The 14,143-nt window shown below is 69.9% G+C and carries 14 protein-coding genes; 7 read left to right on the top strand and 7 right to left on the bottom strand.

The annotated features are described in order from the left end of the window. Positions 1-161: 161 nt before the first annotated feature. Positions 162-1,277: an aminotransferase class I/II-fold pyridoxal phosphate-dependent enzyme gene (locus C5E41_RS03985; protein ID WP_181063088.1), complete on the top strand. Its 1,116-nt coding sequence runs from the start codon at positions 162-164 to the stop codon at positions 1,275-1,277. A gap of 19 nt (positions 1,278-1,296) precedes the next feature. Here the strand turns inward: C5E41_RS03985 and C5E41_RS03980 are convergent, their stop codons facing one another. Beyond that, a complete protein-coding gene (locus C5E41_RS03980; protein WP_104374442.1) occupies positions 1,297-1,971 on the bottom strand; it encodes a TIGR04282 family arsenosugar biosynthesis glycosyltransferase in 675 nt (224 codons plus the stop codon). Then, positions 1,968-2,630, bottom strand: coding sequence for a glycosyltransferase family 2 protein (locus C5E41_RS03975; RefSeq protein WP_104374441.1), 663 nt, complete (start codon positions 2,628-2,630; stop codon positions 1,968-1,970). Before C5E41_RS03975 ends, C5E41_RS03980 begins: the two co-directional genes overlap by 4 nt. 164 nt (positions 2,631-2,794) lie before the next feature. On the opposite strand from C5E41_RS03975, the gene C5E41_RS03970 reads away from it, so the two are divergent. The 3 genes from C5E41_RS03970 to C5E41_RS03960 are packed head-to-tail and all read left to right on the top strand — an operon-like array spanning position 2,795 to position 5,912. Beyond that, positions 2,795-4,150 carry a hypothetical protein gene (locus C5E41_RS03970; RefSeq protein ID WP_104374551.1) on the top strand — a complete coding sequence of 452 codons (1,356 nt, stop codon included), beginning with the start codon at positions 2,795-2,797 and terminating at the stop codon, positions 4,148-4,150. A gap of 6 nt (positions 4,151-4,156) precedes the next feature. Then, a complete protein-coding gene (locus tag C5E41_RS03965) occupies positions 4,157-4,846 on the top strand; it encodes a response regulator transcription factor (protein WP_104374440.1) in 690 nt (229 codons plus the stop codon). Continuing rightward, positions 4,836-5,912, top strand: a complete 1,077-nt coding sequence (locus tag C5E41_RS03960; protein WP_258080720.1) for a sensor histidine kinase — start codon at positions 4,836-4,838, stop codon at positions 5,910-5,912. The genes C5E41_RS03965 and C5E41_RS03960 overlap by 11 nt, the downstream gene beginning before the upstream one ends. A gap of 33 nt (positions 5,913-5,945) precedes the next feature. Here the strand turns inward: C5E41_RS03960 and C5E41_RS03955 are convergent, their stop codons facing one another. Then, positions 5,946-7,010, bottom strand: a complete 1,065-nt coding sequence (locus tag C5E41_RS03955) for an NAD-dependent epimerase/dehydratase family protein (RefSeq protein WP_104374438.1) — start codon at positions 7,008-7,010, stop codon at positions 5,946-5,948. Positions 7,011-7,323: 313 nt separating this feature from the next. On the opposite strand from C5E41_RS03955, the gene C5E41_RS03950 reads away from it, so the two are divergent. Next, positions 7,324-7,797, top strand: coding sequence for an NUDIX hydrolase (locus tag C5E41_RS03950; protein ID WP_104374437.1), 474 nt, complete (start codon positions 7,324-7,326; stop codon positions 7,795-7,797). Between the two features lie 268 nt (positions 7,798-8,065). Here C5E41_RS03950 and cbiE read toward each other — a convergent pair whose 3' ends face one another. Together cbiE and C5E41_RS03940 are read right to left on the bottom strand one after the other, a co-directional pair. Continuing rightward, on the bottom strand, positions 8,066-9,361 hold the full coding sequence (gene cbiE / locus C5E41_RS03945; protein ID WP_104374436.1) for a precorrin-6y C5,15-methyltransferase (decarboxylating) subunit CbiE: 1,296 nt from the start codon (positions 9,359-9,361) through the stop codon (positions 8,066-8,068). A 246-nt stretch (positions 9,362-9,607) separates the two neighbouring features. Then, positions 9,608-10,363 (bottom strand): SDR family NAD(P)-dependent oxidoreductase, encoded by a 756-nt coding sequence (locus C5E41_RS03940; RefSeq protein ID WP_181063087.1) that lies wholly within the window; start codon positions 10,361-10,363, stop codon positions 9,608-9,610. A 43-nt stretch (positions 10,364-10,406) separates the two neighbouring features. On the opposite strand from C5E41_RS03940, the gene C5E41_RS03935 reads away from it, so the two are divergent. Continuing rightward, on the top strand, positions 10,407-10,817 hold the full coding sequence (locus C5E41_RS03935) for a TIGR03618 family F420-dependent PPOX class oxidoreductase (protein ID WP_104374435.1): 411 nt from the start codon (positions 10,407-10,409) through the stop codon (positions 10,815-10,817). Positions 10,818-10,867: 50 nt separating this feature from the next. Here the strand turns inward: C5E41_RS03935 and C5E41_RS03930 are convergent, their stop codons facing one another. Next, a complete protein-coding gene (locus C5E41_RS03930; RefSeq protein ID WP_104374434.1) occupies positions 10,868-11,995 on the bottom strand; it encodes a M24 family metallopeptidase in 1,128 nt (375 codons plus the stop codon). 103 nt (positions 11,996-12,098) lie between these two features. Here C5E41_RS03930 and C5E41_RS03925 point away from each other — a divergent pair, with 103 nt between their 5' ends. After that, positions 12,099-13,064, top strand: a complete 966-nt coding sequence (locus C5E41_RS03925) for a 5'-3' exonuclease (protein WP_104374549.1) — start codon at positions 12,099-12,101, stop codon at positions 13,062-13,064. A gap of 314 nt (positions 13,065-13,378) precedes the next feature. On the opposite strand, the gene C5E41_RS03920 is transcribed toward C5E41_RS03925, so the two are convergent. Further along, positions 13,379-14,101 carry a DUF4333 domain-containing protein gene (locus C5E41_RS03920; protein WP_104374433.1) on the bottom strand — a complete coding sequence of 241 codons (723 nt, stop codon included), beginning with the start codon at positions 14,099-14,101 and terminating at the stop codon, positions 13,379-13,381. Between the last annotated feature and the right edge of the window lie 42 nt (positions 14,102-14,143).

Genomic DNA, 14,143 nt, shown 5'->3' with positions numbered 1-14,143 from the left:
AGACGAGATCATGACGTCATTGTTTCGTCATCGCATCGCGGGGCACCTCCCCCTCGGAGTGCGCGATGATCTTCGGGGCGCCTGCTCACCAGGCTGTGGCGGCGGGCGCCGACCAGGCAGGCGAATCACACCGACGAGCGCGACCTACCGAGGAGACCGAGGTGGCAACAGTCGCCGAGCGCGTGCAGCAACATATCGGCCGCGGCGACGCGGCGCAGATGCGAGAGGCCCGGATGTTTCTTCGCGGCCCCGGCACGGCCGCCACAGACATCGGGCTCTCGACGAGCGACTACCTGGCGCTCTCCCGCGACCGGCGGATCACAGCCGCCATGAGCGAGGCGCTGCTCACCCCGAGCGAGCCCGAGACCGGTCCTCTGGCGCGCCGCCTGGCCGGCTACACCCACAGCGCTTCGGCGGTGCTGTGCCAATCCGGCTGGGCGGCCAATATCGGGTTGTTACAAGCCATCGCGGCGCCGGGCGTTCCGATACATGTCGGGGAGAACACGCACATGTCCTGGCGGCAGGCGGCCCTCGCCGCGGCCGCGCCGCTGCACATCTTCGGGCACAACGACCCCGCCCGGCTGGCAGCGCAGATTCGCGCCTACGGCCCAGGCATCATCGCCGTCGACGCAATCGACAACACCACCGGCACACCCAGCCCGCTGACCGCACTGTGCGACGTCGCCGACGAGTCCGGCTCCATTCTCGTCGTCGACGAATCGCACTCCCTGGGCGTCGTCGGCCCGCACGGTGCGGGTGCCGTGGTCGCGCTCGGACTCACCCGACGCGTGCCGTTTCGCACCGCGAGCCTGGCCAAGGCGTTCATCGGCCGGGCCGGGCTGGTGACCGCACTCGACCCCGAGTTCGCACCCTATTTCGAGTCGGTGTCCTACCCCGCGATCTTCTCCTCGGGCCTGCGATCCCACGACATCGCCGGGTTGTCCGCCACTCTGGAGCTGATCCGGGCCGAGGACGGACGCCGCGCCCGGCTCCGCGAGATCGCCCACACCGTCCGAAACGCGCTCGCCCGCATAGGATTCGACATGGCGGGAGTCGACAGCCACATCGTCGCTGTTCCCGCCGGAACCGAAGCCGACGGTCGCGCGGTGCGGTCGATCCTGGAAGCACACGGTGTCCTCGGCGCGCCGTTCTGTCCGCCCGCCACCCCTCCGGGCAGGTCCCTGATCCGGCTGTCGCTGCACGCCGCACTCACCGCCGAGCAGGTCGAACGAATCATCACCGCGTGCGAACAGGTTTATGCCAGATACGGCGGGTGAGGCAGGCCGCGCTCGATACTCATGTGCGCGGAGCCGCTGTCAGCGATCCGGCCGCCGCCGCGAACAGCCCCTGACAGCCCGCTGCGACCTCGGCGATATCGGAATACAGGTCGACATCGTTGAGTTCACGCAGCATCTCGACGCGGCAACCGTTGCGCAGCAATGCCTCTCGGGTCAGCGCACCGGTTCGATCGGTGGACATCGGCACCTCCGCGAGAACTCGCGCCGGGCGCACGTCACAGAGCCCCAGCGCCCACCAGCCACCGTCGGCCGCCGGCCCCAGCACCGCATCCGGGCCTGCCAGCAGCCGAGCCCCGCATTCGGCCAGCAGCGCCGGCCCGGCCTGCGGGGTGTCCATCCCGATCTGCAGAACAGGCAATCCGAGTCGAGCCGCATCAGCGTGCGCATTCGCCAGGCGCACACCGAAACCGTCACCACGCTGCCGGATCACATCGAAATCGCGCAGGGCCGAACCTATTTCGCGTGCACGGCAGGCTCGCTCCAGGTCGCCGGTCCAGGCAACCACACCTCGGTCCGCGCCGCAGTCGCGCACCGCGGCCAAGGTGTCCAGGAGCGCGGCGGCGGCCAGATCCGCGGCCTCGGCCGGAGCCAACGGCGGGGTCAGCCGGGTCTTGGCGAATCCGGCGACCGGCGCCTTCGCCACCACCAGCAGCGTCAATGGCAGCACAGTCATCGCACACTCCAGAAGTCGCGGGCGGCACGCACCGTCCCGATTACCGAACCGGACACTTTCGACACACCATGGGTGCGCGGCCGGTAGGTGACATCGTGTTCGACCACCTGCCAGCCGGCGCGTGCCGCCCCGGCCAGCAGCGCCAGCGGATATCCCGACCGCGGATGCAGCGGGCCCAGTGCCACCAGCTCGCAGCGGCGAATCACGCGCATCGCGGCCAGATCGTGCACCGGCAGCCCGTAATGCCGCCGCAACCAGAGTGCCAGCAGCCAATTTCCCAGGCGCGCATGCCACGGCCAGGCGCCCCGGACCGGGCGGCGGCGCCCGGCCACCATAGCCACGTCGGGGCCCAATTCGGCCACCAGCAGCGGTAATTCGTCGGGCGCCATCGACCCGTCGCCGTCGAGCACCGCCACCAATTCGGTTGTCGCGGCCGCGATCCCGGCCTGGACCGCACTGCCGTAACCCGGGACGGATTCGACGACCACCGTCGCGCCCGCCGCACGCGCCACCGCGGCCGTGTCATCGGTCGATCCGTTGTCCACGACGACGACCCGATACTCCGCGGGGACCGCCGCCAGGACGCCCGGTAGCGCGTCGGCCTCGTTCCGGCAGGGAATCACCACGGTCAGCTCTCGACTGCCTTCGACTGGGGTCACCTGTCGACCGTAAGGCCGATCGGACGAAAAATTGCTGGTGACACAGGTGACGAAAGTATGACGGCACGATCGCGTCGGCGTCGCGTCGCACCGACGGACCCTACGGTGAACGAGTGAGCGATACCCGCAGCAGCACCGCATCGCAGACACGGCGAGTATCGGGCGTGCGCGCCGATATCGGCTGCGCGGTGGCAGCGACGATCCTGGTGGCCGCCGCCTTCCTCGTGCCGAGGATCAGCACACCGCACTATCGCGATTCGCTCTACGCCGCGGCCGCGCCGATCTTCGGCTCCTGGCTTCCGCATATCGGATGGGGTACGGGTCCCGCGATCGTGATCGCCGTCGCCGTGGTGCTCTACGGCCCCCGGCTCGCCGCCACGCTCACCTGGCGACGGCTGCTGCCGGCCACTTGGATGACCGCACTGGCGTGGGCGTTCTTCCTCGCCATGATCGACGGGTGGCAGCGCGGATTCGCCGGCCGGCTCACGACGACACACGAGTATCTGCACGAGGTCGGCGGAGTGCACGACATTCCGGCGATGCTGCGCGGATTCGCCGGCCGGATCCTGGATTACCAGCCCGATTCGTGGACCACACACGTGTCCGGCCATCCACCGGGCGCACTGCTGGTGTTCGTGTGGCTGGATCGGATCGGGTTGGGCGGCGGCGTCTGGGCTTCCACGCTGTGCGTGCTGGTCGGGTGCAGCGCGTCGATGGCCGTGCTGGTGGCGATGCGGGCATTGGGCGCCGAGAGCAGGGGGCGGGCGGCCGCCCCATATCTCGCGCTCGCGCCCGCGGCGATCTGGCTGGCGGTCTCGGCGGACGCGTTCTTCGCCGGTGTGGTCGCCTGGGCGGTGGCCGCGCTCGCGGTCGGACTGGGCGGCGCGCGGCCACGTCCGCTGATCCTGTTCGTCTCCGGCGTGCTGTTCGGATTCGGCATCTATCTCAACTACGGACTGGTCCTGATGGCCGTCCCGGCCGCGGCGGTGGCGCTACTGCGCGGTGTGCGAGCGGTGTGGCCCGCGGCGCTGGGCGTGCTGGCAGTCGTCGTCGCCTTCACGCTGTCCGGCTTCTGGTGGCTGGAGGGATATCACCTGGTGGTGCAACGCTACTACCAGGGCATCGCGACGACACGTCCCGTGTCCTACTGGATCTGGGGAAATCTGGCGGCGACGGTGTGCGCGGTCGGATTGGCGTCCGCGGCGGCCCTGCATCGGCTTCCGGGTGCGCTGCATCTTCCCGCACCGGCGCAGATCCGCGCCGCCCCCGCCGCGGCGTTCGCGCGCTGGCGTGTCCGCGCGGACCCGGCGGCGCTACTGGCCCTGGCCGCATCGACCGGTCTTCTGCTCGCCGATCTCAGCGGCCTGAGCAAGGCGGAGACCGAGCGGATCTGGCTGCCGTTCGACATCTGGGTGATCGGCGCAACCGCCTTCCTGCCCGCGCACACCGCGCGCGCCTGGCTGACCGTTCAGGCCGTCGGCACCCTGGTGCTCGCCCACGTCGTCCTCACGAATTGGTGAGCCGCGGTGCGCATCCTGATCGCCGATGACGACCCCGTAGTGCGTGAGGTGGTTCGCCGCTACCTCGAACGCGACGGCATGGAGGTCACCGAGGCCGCCGACGGGGTGCAGGCGGAACGCGCCCTCGACGGCGGTGACATCGATCTGGCCGTTCTCGATGTGATGATGCCCGCGCCCGACGGCATCGAGTTGTGCCGGTCGGTGCGCGAGGGCGAGCGTCCCGAGACACCGATCATCATGCTCACGGCCCTCGGTGAGGAGGAGGACCGCGTGCTTGGGCTGACAGCGGGCGCCGACGATTACCTGACGAAGCCGTTCAGTCCGCGGGAGTTGGCGCTGCGGGTGGCGTCGGTGCTGCGCCGCACCCACGGACCGGCGCCGACAGCCGGCGTGTTGCGCAGCGGCGAGATCCGTCTGCGGCCGGCGGCGCGGACGGTGGATATCGCCGGTCGGCCGGTATCGCTGACGGCACGCGAATTCGACCTGTTGTGTTTCCTGCTGGCCAATCAGCGGCGCGTGTTCAGCCGGACGGAACTGCTCGCGCAGGTGTGGGGCTGGGATTTCGGCGACCAGTCGACGGTGACGGTGCATGTCAAACGCTTGCGTGCCAAACTCGGCGATACCCACCGGATCGAAACGGTGTGGGGGCGGGGTTACGCCTGGGGTACCGGGACTGGAGTCGATCGTGCCCAATGATGTTGCGGGACTGATCGGATGGGCGCTGGCCGGGTCGGTGCCGGTCGTCGCGTTCGGAGCGGTGCTGCTGCGTGCCTTTCGCAATCGGGCACTCGGGGTGTCGATGGTGATTCTGGTGTTGATTCCGACGCTGGCCACCCTCAGCGGTTTCATCGCGGTCAGCGGCCTGATGTTCAGCGACGCGCTGGCCACGATGTCGGTGGTCCTCGTCGTGGTCACGGCGGTGACCGTGCCCGCGGCGGTCGTCTTGGGCCGGGCACAGGCACGGCAGCTGGTCTGGGAGAAACAGATGCTCGATCAGGAGCGCGCCGCCGAGGCGTCACGGCGCGAACTGGTGGCCTGGGTCAGCCACGATCTGCGCACGCCGCTGGCCGGGATCCGGGCGATGGGCGAGGCGCTCGCCGACGGCGTGGTCGCGCAGGCCGGAGATGTCGAGCGCTACGGCAGGCAGGTCGTGCGCGAGACCACGCGATTGTCGGGCATGGTCGACGACCTGTTCGAAATGTCGAAGATCAACGCGGGAGCGCTGCGCCTGCACCTGGAACCACTCGATCTGCGCGAACTCATCGACGAGGTGGTCGCCGCCAACGAGCCGGCCGCCGGGCGTGCGGGAGTGAAACTGACTGCCCGGCAACCGAACTCGTCGATCACGGTGGCCGGCAGTGATCAGGCGCTGACCCGGGCGCTGACCAACCTCGTGGCCAATGCGATCGCGCACACCCCGCCGGGCGGGCGCATCGACATCTCGGCCGAGGCCGCGCACGCCGACGCCTGGGTGCACATCGATGACAGTGGCCCAGGCATCGCCGAGGCGGATCTCCCCCGCATCTTCGAGGCCGGGTATCGCGGCACCGCCGCGCGCCCACCGGCGGCCGAGGGCGGAGGTAGCGGTATGGGCCTGGCGATCGCCGCCGGTCTGGTGTCTGTCCACCACGGCGAGATCAGCGCGTCCAACCGGGAACGAGGCGCCCGCTTCGACATTCGGCTACCACTGCTCGACGGCGCCGACCCTGCCGCGGTGCCGCGGCCCGGTCGCGACCGCGGGTTGTCGATCTCACCGTCCTGATCGTCGCCGACCGCTCGTCAGTGCCGCCGCTCGTCAGTGCCGCCACTGCGGCGCCCCCGTACCGGCCGCGGCCCGCAACGGAGCGGTGGCGAAGTCGGTGAGCCCCTGCGTGGGATCGATGGCCGCGGTGAAGCCCAGCAGTTCGCGTGCCCGATCCGGTCCCGCGACGATATGCCGCACATCGCCCGGCCGGAACTCGCCGGTCACGACCGGCTCGGGACCGCCCTTTGCACGGGCGAGGATCGCGGCCACCGCGCCGATGCTGATCGGATGTCCCGACGCGATATTCAGCGCCGTGAACCGGTCCAACGGCTGTTCCACGGCCCGCAGGTTGGCGTCGGCGATATCGGTAACGTGCACGAAGTCACGCATCTGGGCACCGTCCTCGAATACGCGCGGCGCCGCCCCCGTCTCGAGCGCCGATCGGAAAATCGCGGCCACACCCGAATACGGTGTATCCCTGGGCATCTCGGGGCCGTAGACATTGTGGTAGCGAAGCGCGGTCACCGTCGAGCTGGTGGCCGTGGCCCACGCCGCGGCATAGTTCTCCTGCGCGAGCTTACTGGCGGCATACAGGCTGCGCGGGTCCAGCGCCGCATCCTCCGACACCGGCGCCCACTGCAGTGGCGCACCGGTGTCAGGGTGGGTGTGGTCGAATACGCCACGCTCGAGATCTGCGCGGCGACGTGGCAACGGCGCCACCGCCACGGAATCGGCTGTGCGATAACGCCCTTCGCCGTAGACCACCATCGACGATGCCAGCACCAGCCTGCGGCAACCGGCCCGATCCATCGCGGCCAGCAGTACCGCCGTTCCCAGATCGTTGTGACTGGCGTAGGCGGGCGCATCCTGCGCAGTCACCCCCGCACCCACGACCGCGGCCTGATGGCACACCACATCGATTCCCGGCAGCAAGCGGTCGAGCGCGTCCTCGTCGCGCACGTCGACGCGATGCAGCCCCTCCGGCGACCGGGCTTCGACGCCGTGCGCCGCGGTGAGCATCGCATCTACCGCCACCACCTCGTGCCCCGCATCGGTCAGCGCGCGCCACACATGAGATCCGATAAACCCGGCCGCTCCGGTCAGCAGAATCCGCATACCGAGATTCTGGCCACGACCGCCGCGTGATGTGGGGACGCGGCGCCACCGGTAAGCAAACCGTCATAATTCGACGTCGGTTCGATGGTCGATCGAATCCGTCATTTTCACCGGCTTACTCCCGGTCGGCACCGCCCCGTGGCCAGTCGGACAGTAACCCGAGAGCACCCGAGACACCGACCACGCGAACGGTTCGGCCGTGACACATCAAGGCGATCGAATCCGCCCCTCGCACACCGTTTCCGGTCTACCTTAATAATGGGTCGTCTCTGTAGTGCCCGTGTGGTGCACCGATCAAGGGTTGGTGAGTCGGATGATCTCTACATCCATGCTCGACGAACTGTACGAGAGCGCGGAAAAGGAGGGTGTCGCACTACGAATCGGCACGATCATCGATCGCGGCGGGGAGGTTCTGCTGCTGGAACGTGACGACAGCGGCCCCATCAAGGCCACCCTCAAACTCCCCGGCACCACCGTCGAAGCCGGCGAACCGCTGGACGCGGCCGTGGCGCGCGGAGTCGCCACCGAGACCGGGCTGATCGTCACCCGAATCCGTTGCCACGTAGGCTCTTTCGACTATCTCTCGCCCGGCGGAAAACCGGTCCGACGCCTGCACTTCGCCGTCGACGTGGCCGCCACGTACCCCATCCGTCTGTCCGCCCACAGCGCCTACACCTGGGCGCCACTGGGCAGCGACCTGCGCGTGACGCCCTCCATTCGCCGCATCCTCGAGGACTACCGCACGCTTGCCGAAGCTCGAAACCCGTTGTCGGAAACCTTGGGATGAGGATGGCCTCGGCGCCTCCGTCGGTGGGTACGAGCGGGTCAGCTCGAGGGCCCACGGGAAACACGACCGCGGCGTCGGCACGGTGGGCCGCCCGCCACCGATCGGCGCCCTCACCGATCGAGGCCGAGATGCCTGCCCTGCGCGCGGCCGCGCTGAGAGCCGGAATGAACCCGTAGTCGCCCGGGTCCGTGCACGGTCGCCGCGAGTCGCCACAGCCGACGCACCGATACCGGCAGGCTCCCAACACTGACCGGCTGCCCGCGTGTCGCTACTCGGGCGATACGGACTGAGCGATCGGCTTCGTTGCGATCCACTGCGCGACCGGAAGATGTGGGCGCCAGGCCGTGAATCCGCCGAGCGGCTCGCCCCGGTAGATCTGGAATTTCCGCAGTTCACCGCCATACGTCGCGGCCCAGCGCAGCAGCAGCGCCTCGGATTCGGCGGTCACGGCGTTGGCGACCAGCCGTCCACCCGGCCGCAGCCGGTCCCAACATGTCGTGAACAGTCCGTCCTGAGTGAGGCCGCCGCCGAGGAAGACCGCGTCCGGCGCCGGATCGCCGGACGCGGGCAGATCGGCGGGCGCCTCGCCGCGCACGACGATCGCGGGCACTCCGAGCGCCGCGGCGTTGGCGGCGATCTGGCCGCGCCGCGCCGCGCTGCGCTCGAATGTGATTGCGCGGCAGTCGGGATGGGTCCGGCACCATTCGATGGCGATGGTGCCCGACCCGCCGCCCACATCCCACAGCAATTCGCCGGGCGCGGGGGCGAGCGCGGCGATCGACAGGGTGCGGACCTCCGCCTTCGTCAGCTGCCCGTCGCCGCCGTAGGAGGCATCGGGCAGTCCTGGAAGCCGGGTGAACCGGGGCGCGGCCGGATCATGGACGGCCTCGACGGCGACGAGGTTCAACGGGTCCCCGGGCGGCCGCGACCACTGCGCCGCCGTGGCGGCGACGATCCGTTCGCCGGGACCACCGAGTTGCTCCAGCACGGTCACTCGCGATTCACCGAAACCATTGCACCGCAACAGTTCCGCCACCCGCGCCGGAGAATGTTCGTCGGCGCTGAGCACCAGCAACCGCCGGCCGTCGGCGAGTTCCGGCAGAACTGTTTCGAGGGGGCGGCCGACGATGCTCACCACCGGTGTGTGCGCACTGGCCCAGCCCAGTCGCGCACAGGCCAACGTGGCAGACGACGGCTGCGGATAGACCCGGATAGCTTGCGGGCCCAGCAGTTTCGCCAGCGTGACGCCGATGCCGTAGAACATGGGATCACCGCTGGCGAGTACGCAGATCCGCGAATCGTGATGTGCGGCCAGCAGTTCCGGCAGCGCGGGCAGCAGCGGTGTAGGCCAGGCCCGGCGCTGCGCGGTGCTCGCGTGGGCGGGGATCAGATCCAGCTGGCGGCGCGATCCGAAAAGCACCTGGGCCGCGGCGATCTCGGCGCGCACGAGCGGGCTCAACCCCGGCCAGCCGTCGGCGCCGATGCCCACCACCGCGATCAGGCGATCGCTGTCCGGTGTGTCCTGCGTGTCTCCCGCTGCGGGAGTGTGTTTTTCGCCTGTCATACCGTCACCGGACGCCGTCCCGGGACTGCCGCGCAGACAGGCAGACCGCTGCCGCGCAACCCGGCAACGGCACTGCCGCGCAAGCGGGCAACGGCACTGCCGCGCAAGCGGGCAACGGCACTGCCGCGCAAGCGGGCAACGGCACTGCCGCGCAAGCGGGCAACGGCACTGCCGCGCGACCCGGCAACGGCACTGCCGCGCTCGAAGCGTAGCGGGGCTGCCGCGCAGCCGGTGTGGACGTGCGCATCAGCGGGGCATCCGGCGCCAGACGGCCCGTGGCACCCATCGGGCCACCGCGAAGGCGAATCGCAGGGTGCGCGGTACCCAGACTTCGCCCGCGTGCCGATGCAAGGCGGTGACCACCGCGTCGGCCACCTGCTGCGGTGTACTCGACAGCGGCGCCGGGCTCATTCCCTCGGTCATCCGCCCGATCACGAAACCCGGCCGGACGAGCAACAGATGAACGCCACTGCCGTGCAACGCGTCCGACAGTCCCGAGGCGAATCCGTCCAGCCCCGCCTTGCCCGAACCGTAGACATAGTTGGCACGCCGCACCCGCACCCCGGCAACCGAACCGAACACCACCAGCTGGCCACCGCCCTGGGCGCGCAGCAGATTCGCCAGTACCGTCAGCAGGCTCACCTGCGCGACGAAGTCGGTGTGCAGCACCGCGACCGCCGCGGCCGGATCCTGTTCGGCGCGGGCCTGATCGCCCAGTATCCCGAAGGCCAGAATGGCGACCCCGATACGGCCGTGGTCGGCGGTCAGTTTCTCCAGCAGCGGCTGATGGCCGGACAGGTCGTCGGCGTCGAACTCCACCGCGTGAACCGCAGCGGCTCCCGCCGCGCGCAGCATCGCGGTCTCCTCCCCCAGCCGATCGCTGCGCCGCGCCGCGAGCACGACCTCGCGATCCACGCAGATCCGGCGGACGACCTCGAGTCCCATCTCGCTGCGCCCGCCGAACAGCACGATCACCCCGTCGTCGACCTCACGCACACCCATGGCGCATAGTCTGCCATCGGCGCCGGTTGCTAGCGTCACAGCCATGACCAGTACCGCGGCCGCGCGCATCGACCTGTCCCCCAGCGCCCTCGAATTCGTGACCGAACGGCATCTGGCCACGCTGACCACGCTGCGTGCGGACGGTACCCCGCACGTGGTCGCGGTCGGTTTCACCTGGGATCCCGAGGCCGGCATCGCGCGGGTGATCACCAGCGGTCCCACCACCAAGGCGCGTAACGCGGACCGGCGTGGTTACGCCGCGCTGAGCCAGGTCGACGGCCCGCGCTGGCTCACCCTCGAGGGCCCGGCCGAGGTCTGGACCGAACGCGATCGGGTCGCCGAGGCCGAAGCCCGCTACGCCGAGCGCTACCGCACCCCGCGTGAGAACCCGCAGCGCGTGGTCATCGCGGTGCGCGTCGCGCGGGTGTTGTCGAGCAGTACCCTGCGCGGCTGAGTTCTCCGCGCCTCACAGCGTTCTCCGCGCCTCACAGCGTTCTCCGCGCCTCACAGCACCGTCAGGCCGTGCGGGCGCTGGTTCACCGATTCGCCGCCCTCCTCGGTGACCACCACGATGTCCTCGATGCGCGCGCCCCATTCGCCGCCGAAGTAGATGCCCGGCTCGATGCTGAACGCCATCCCCTGCCGCAGCACGGTCTCGTTGCCGGCCACGATGTAGGGCTCCTCGTGCACCGACAGCCCGATGCCGTGGCCGGTGCGGTGAATGAACGCCTCGCCGAACCCCGCCTCGGACAACAGGTTCCGGGCCGCGGCGTCCACCGATTCGGCGGTGACGCCCGGTCGCACCGCAGCCACCGCGGCGGCCTGCGCGCGTTCGAGCGCGGCGTAGCGCTCGGCGATCTCCGGATCGGGCTCGCCCAGCACGTAGGTGCGGGTGGAATCGGAGAAGTACCCGGGTTCGACGGGGCCGCCGATATCGATGACCACCACGTCGCCGGCGTCGATGATCCGGTCGGAATGGCTGTGGTGCGGGTTGGCGCCGTTGGGGCCGCTACCGACGATGACGAAATCGGCGCGGTCGTGTCCCTCCTCGACGATCGCGGCGGTGATGTCGGCGGCGACCTCGGCCTCGGTGCGGCCCGGTCGCAGCCACTCACCCATCCGGGCGTGGACCCGATCGATGGCCGCACCCGCGCGGCGCAGGGCGTCGATCTCGGCGGCATCCTTGATCATCCGCAGTTCGCGGATGATCGGGGTCGCCGACACCGGCAGTGCCGTCAGCGCGTCCGCGATCGGGAGCAGATGCAGGGCGGGCATGGCATCGTCGACCGCGACTCGCGCGCCCGCGTTCAGCGTCGATTTCACGACCCCGTACGGGTCCACGCCGTCCACCCACGACACCATGTGCAATCCGAGTTCACCGGCCGCCGAGCCATCGAGCGCCGCCAGCTCCAGCTTCGGTACCACCACCGACGGGGTTTCGCCGCTGGCCGGGACGACCAGGCAGGTGAGCCGCTCGAAGGATTGGGCGGCCGATCCCAGCAGATATCGCAGATCCGGTCCGGGGGTGATCAGCAGCGCGTCCAGATGCGCCGCGCGGGTCAACTCCGCCGCCCGCTCCAGCCGCTTGCCGTAGATCTCGGCACCGAATCGTGACTCCGTACGCGCGCTCATGCGATACGACGTTACCCGCCGCGCCGGACGCGGTCCGGGCGATCGCGACGTTCGCGACCGGGTCGTGGCCCGATTGTCGGTGCGGCCCGGTAGCGTCTGCGCCATGCTCACCTCCAGTGCGAGTGACCGGCCACTGCTGCTGCTCGACGGCGCTAGCCTGTGGTTCCGGGCGTTCTACGCCATCCCGGAGAAGATCGCCGCGCCAGACGGCCGGCCGGTGAACGCACTGCGCGGTTTCACCGATATGGTCGCCGCGCTGATCACCCGGCACAATCCGGGCCGCCTGGTGGTGTGCCTCGATCTCGATTGGCGCCCGGCCTTCCGCGTCGAGCTCGTGCCCTCCTACAAGGCCCACCGGCTCGACACCGGCACCGACGCCCAGCCCGGCGCCGAGGAGGTGCCCGACACCCTCACTCCGCAGGTCGACATGATCGCCGAGGTGCTCGCGGCGGCCGGGATCGCGACCGCCGGTGCGGCCGGTCTGGAGGCCGACGACGTGATCGGCACCCTCGCCGCCCGCGAACGCGACAACGAGGTGATCGTGGTCAGCGGTGATCGCGATCTGCTGCAGGTGGTGCGCGCGGACGCGCCGCCTGTCCACGTCTTCTACGTGGGCCGCGGGCTGGCCAAGGCAGAACTGTACGGCCCTGCCGAGGTGGCTGCGAAATACGGTGTGCCACCGGAGAATGCGGGCCCGGCCTACGCCGATATGGCGACCCTGCGCGGCGATTCGTCCGACGGCCTGCCCGGTGTCGCCGGGATCGGTGACAAATCCGCCGCCACGCTGATTTCGCGCTACGGCTCGCTCGAGGCGCTGGTGGCCGCCGTCGCCGACCCCGGGTCGGATCTGGCGCGCGGCGTGCGCGCGAAACTCGCGGCGGCCGAGGAGTATTTGAAGGCCGCCGCACCCGTGGTGCGGGTCGTTCGCGATGCCGAGGTGGAATTGTCCGGCCCCGACCTGCTGCCCGCCGAGCCGGCGGATTCGGGCCGGCTGCACGCGCTGGCCACCGCCTACAACGCCGAGAGCCCCATCAAACGACTGACCGCCGCCCTGGCGGCGAACACCTGACGCCCGACATCCACCACGGTCACGAAATGTGTTGGCGGGCATAGATTGCCACATGACCGGTGAAGACTCCGGCACGATCGGGACGGCACGCCGGAGACCCTGGGAGACCCTGTCACAGAGCACGGGAGCGCGGCAACCGCGCAGACTCGCCGCGCCCAGCCCGCACCCTCGCCCCGGCGCACGCCGACGAGTTCGTACGGCTAGACGAGTTCGTACGGCTAGGCGATCGTGCCGTCGCGCCCGGCCCTAGCCGCCGACCTGGGGCGCGCCGAACTATACGTGTTGCCCGGCCGACCGTTCGACGGCAGTCACGCTCAGTTGGGGCGGCCGACCTCGTAGGTGCCGTCGTCCTTGGTGATCTTGACGGTGACCTTCTTCTGCTCGCCGCCGACCTTCAGGGTGCAGTCGAAGGTGCCACCGACCTCGACCTTCTGCCCCGAGGGGCAGCTGACGTTCTGGACATCATCGATGCCGTAGGAATCCTTGAGGACCTTCTGCACGCCATCCTGCACGGCCTTGTTGTCCAGTTTGTCGCTGCCCAGGAAGACGAAGGCGAGGACCACGGCGACGACCACCACGACCAGCACGCCGATACCGCCGAAGAGCAGGCCCTTCTTCGACTTCTTGGCGGGTGTGTTGCTCAGCTGGGGTTCCTGCATCCCCCACTGCTGCTGCGACTGGTCGGGCTGCTGCCCCCACCCCTGCTGGGTAGGCTGCTGCTGCGCCCATTGCTGCTGTGACGGCTGCGGCGGCTGCCCCCACTGCTGCTGGGTCGGCTCCCACGGCTGCGCCTGGGCCGGTGGCTGCTGAGGCCAGGACGGCTGGCTCTGGCCACCCCACTGCGGCTGCTGCGGTGCCCACGGCTGCTGCGACGGCGCGGGCTGGCCCCACTGGGGCTGTTGCGGCTGCTGGGCACCCCACTGCGGCGCCGGTCCGGACTGGCCGGGCTGCGGCTGCCCCGACCACTGCTGGGTCGGATCGCTGCTGTGGCCCTCCCCTGGGCCAGGGGTCTCGTTCGGTCCGTACGGGCCGCTCATGTGCCTGCCTCCACTCGCACTCGTCGTCTCACATCCCCCCGC

Origin of the sequence: Nocardia nova (genome assembly GCF_002933465.1) — a bacterium.
GTDB lineage: Bacteria > Actinomycetota > Actinomycetes > Mycobacteriales > Mycobacteriaceae > Nocardia > Nocardia nova_B.
This window is presented reverse-complemented; position numbering and strand designations above follow the sequence as displayed.

Excerpts from the sequence above, each read along its gene's own strand:
- C5E41_RS03980 (WP_104374442.1), bottom strand. The coding sequence starts at position 1,971 with ATGACTGTGCTGCCATTGACGCTGCTGGTGGTGGCGAAGGCGCCGGTC.
- C5E41_RS03955 (WP_104374438.1), bottom strand. The coding sequence starts at position 7,010 with ATGCGGATTCTGCTGACCGGAGCGGCCGGGTTTATCGGATCTCATGTG.
- C5E41_RS03930 (WP_104374434.1), bottom strand. The coding sequence starts at position 11,995 with ATGAGCGCGCGTACGGAGTCACGATTCGGTGCCGAGATCTACGGCAAG.
- C5E41_RS03935 (WP_104374435.1), top strand. The coding sequence starts at position 10,407 with ATGACCAGTACCGCGGCCGCGCGCATCGACCTGTCCCCCAGCGCCCTC.
- C5E41_RS03925 (WP_104374549.1), top strand. The coding sequence starts at position 12,099 with ATGCTCACCTCCAGTGCGAGTGACCGGCCACTGCTGCTGCTCGACGGC.
- C5E41_RS03920 (WP_104374433.1), bottom strand. The coding sequence starts at position 14,101 with ATGAGCGGCCCGTACGGACCGAACGAGACCCCTGGCCCAGGGGAGGGC.
- C5E41_RS03950 (WP_104374437.1), top strand. The coding sequence starts at position 7,324 with ATGATCTCTACATCCATGCTCGACGAACTGTACGAGAGCGCGGAAAAG.
- cbiE (WP_104374436.1), bottom strand. The coding sequence starts at position 9,361 with ATGACAGGCGAAAAACACACTCCCGCAGCGGGAGACACGCAGGACACA.
- C5E41_RS03940 (WP_181063087.1), bottom strand. The coding sequence starts at position 10,363 with ATGGGTGTGCGTGAGGTCGACGACGGGGTGATCGTGCTGTTCGGCGGG.